Origin of the sequence: Pseudomonas sp. (genome assembly GCF_049645325.1) — a bacterium.
Lineage (GTDB): Bacteria > Pseudomonadota > Gammaproteobacteria > Pseudomonadales > Pseudomonadaceae > Aquipseudomonas.
Window position 1 is genome coordinate 1 of sequence record NZ_JBARTQ010000283.1, and the last position, 2639, is coordinate 2639.

The 2639-nt window shown below is 65.6% G+C and carries 2 protein-coding genes; both read left to right on the plus strand.

The features are described from left to right. The first annotated feature begins 229 nt into the window (after nt 1-229). Nucleotides 230-1909, plus strand: a complete 1680-nt coding sequence (gene istA / locus WBB95_RS12520; RefSeq protein WP_424487888.1) for an IS21 family transposase — start codon at nt 230-232, stop codon at nt 1907-1909. Next, on the plus strand, nt 1797-2546 hold the full coding sequence (gene istB / locus WBB95_RS12525; protein ID WP_424487889.1) for an IS21-like element helper ATPase IstB: 750 nt from the start codon (nt 1797-1799) through the stop codon (nt 2544-2546). Before istA ends, istB begins: the two co-directional genes overlap by 113 nt. Nucleotides 2547-2639 lie beyond the last annotated feature (93 nt).

The following is a 2639-nucleotide window of genomic DNA, read 5'->3' on the forward strand; positions in this document are numbered from 1 at the left end:
GTGCGTATTTCGGCCCGTCGTGACCGGTCGTTTCGGTAGATCGTGACCGGCCATTTCGCTAACGCGTGACCGCTCATTTCGCTATCAACGTGACCGATTTCCAGCCTGTTCCGAAACAGGCGGTCACACCTTACCGAAATCATCGGTCACGGCTTAGCGAAACGCTTCCACCCCGTTGCGCATGACCTGACGCGACCGTCACCCTCGCCCGATTTTGGGGAGTAGAGGAATGGCGGCGCAGCGAGTAGCCATGCGTAATATCAAAGAATGTCTGCGCCTCAAGTTTGAGGGAGGCCTCTCTCACGAGAAGATCGCCCGGGCCTTGCAGCTGTCCAAGGGCGTCGTCAGCAAGTACGTCACGGCGGCCAGCGAGACAGGCCTGGAGTGGCCGGCGCTGGCCGCGCTGGATGAAGTGGCTCTGGCCGCGGCACTGTTGCCAACTGCCAAGGTGCGCCACACCCGCGGCGAGCGGGTGCTGCCGGATCTGCTCACTATCCACCGCGAACTGCGGCGCAAGGGCGTCACCCTGCAACTGCTGTGGGAGGAGTACGTCGCCGCCCATCCCGAGCAGCCGACCTACCGCTATACCCAGTTTATCGAGCACTACCGCCGCTACGCCAGCACCCTCAAACGTTCGATGCGCCAACAGCACCGGGCCGGCGAGAAGCTATTCATCGACTATGCCGGCCCGACGCTGCCGGTGATCGATCCGGCCACCGGCGAGATCAGCCGGGCGCATGTCTTCGTCGCGGCGCTGGGGGCCTCGAACTACACCTATGCCTGCGCCACGCCGGGGGAAACCCAGGTGGACTGGCTGACCGCGCTGGGCCAGGCGTTCAGCTACCTGGGCGGCGTCAGCGAGATGGTCGTGCCGGACAACCCGCGCGCGCTGATCGCCCACCCCGATCGCTACGAGCCGGGCTTGAACCGCGCCGCACTGGAGTGTGCCCGGCATTACGACACGGTGATGCTGCCGGCGCGGCCGCGTAAGCCCCAGGACAAAGCCAAGGCCGAGGTGGCGGTACAGGTCGTCGAGCGCTGGATCATGGCGCGGCTGCGTCACCAGCAGTTCTTCAGCCTGCACGCGCTCAACCAGGCGATTGCCGAGCTGCTGGAGGACTTGAACCAGCGCCCGTTCAAGAAGCTCGATGGCTGCCGCCGGGAGTGGTTCGAGCGGCTCGATCAGCCGGTGCTGCGACCGCTGCCGCTGCATCCCTACGAGGTGGTGACGTTCAAGCGCTGCAAGGTCAACATCGACTACCACATCGAGGTGAGCGGCGGCTTCTACAGCGTGCCCTCGGCCCTGGCCCGGCAGAGCGTCGATGTGCGGCTGAGCGCGCATACCGTGGAAGTCCTGCACGGCAACCGACGGGTCGCCAGCCACCTGCGACTTCAGCGGCGCGGCGCCTACAGCACCCAGAGCGAACACATGCCGGCCTCGCACAAGGCGCACCGCGAGTGGACGCCGCAGCGCCTGCTCGACTGGGGCGAGCGAATCGGCCCGCACGCCCGGCAGATCGTCGAGTACCAACTGACCCACAAACCGCACCCGGAGATGGGCTACCGAGCCTGCCTGGGCCTGCTCTCGCTGGCGCGCCAATACGGTAATGCGCGCCTGGAAGCGGCGGCCAGCCGCGCCGTGCAACTGCGGGCACTCAACGGCCGCACCGTGCGCAACCTGCTCAAGCAAGGGCTCGACCAGCAACCACTGCCCAAGCCCGCGGCGCCGGCAGCACAACCCAGCAGCCACGAGAACGTCCGTGGCGCCGATTACTACACCCAAGAGGAACTGTTCGATGATGACCCAACACACCCTGAGCCAGTTGCATCAACTGCGGCTCAACGGCATGGCCCGAGCGCTGGAAGAGCAGTGGACGCTGCCGGCCAGCCACAGCTTGAGCTTCGATGAACGCCTGGGCCTGCTGCTCGACCGCGAGCTGGCCTGGCGCGACGACAAGCGCCTGGAGCGGCTGCGCAAACAGGCCAAGCTCAAGTACGCCGGCGCCTGCCTGGAAGACCTCGACCGCCGCCGTGGCCGCGCGCTGGACGAACGCCTGATCGCGACCCTGGCCAGTGGTGATTGGCTCCGCCAACGGCACAATCTGCTACTGACCGGCCCGACCGGCGTCGGCAAGACCTGGCTCGCCTGCGCACTGGGCCATCAGGCCTGCCGCCAAGGCTACAGCACGCTGTACCTGCGTACCCCGCGGCTGCTGGAGCAACTGCGCATCGCCCATGGCGACGGTAGCTTCGGGCGCACCCTGCAACAGCTGGCCAAGGTCGATGTCTTGCTTTTGGACGACTGGGGTCTGGCGCCGCTGGAGGAAAATGCCCGGCATGACCTGCTGGAAGTGATCGACGACCGCGCCGGCAGCCGCTCCACCATCCTGACCAGCCAATTGCCGGTCGAGCACTGGCACGGCTGGATCAACGACCCCACGCTGGCCGACGCCTTGCTCGATCGCCTGGTACACAACGCCTACCGAATCGTGATGAAAGGCGAATCACTGCGGCGGAAAAACACGGAGGAAGAAGCCGCATCGTGACCGATGCGGTTAGAATTTAAACCCCGCGCAATTGGGTGGAGGCACCGGTCACGTTGTTAGCGAAATGAGCGGTCACGTTCACCGAAATCCGCA

Bases quoted from the DNA above. Each gene is read 5' to 3' on its own strand.
- istA (WP_424487888.1), top strand. From the start codon at position 230: ATGGCGGCGCAGCGAGTAGCCATGCGTAATATCAAAGAATGTCTGCGC.
- istB (WP_424487889.1), top strand. From the start codon at position 1,797: ATGATGACCCAACACACCCTGAGCCAGTTGCATCAACTGCGGCTCAAC.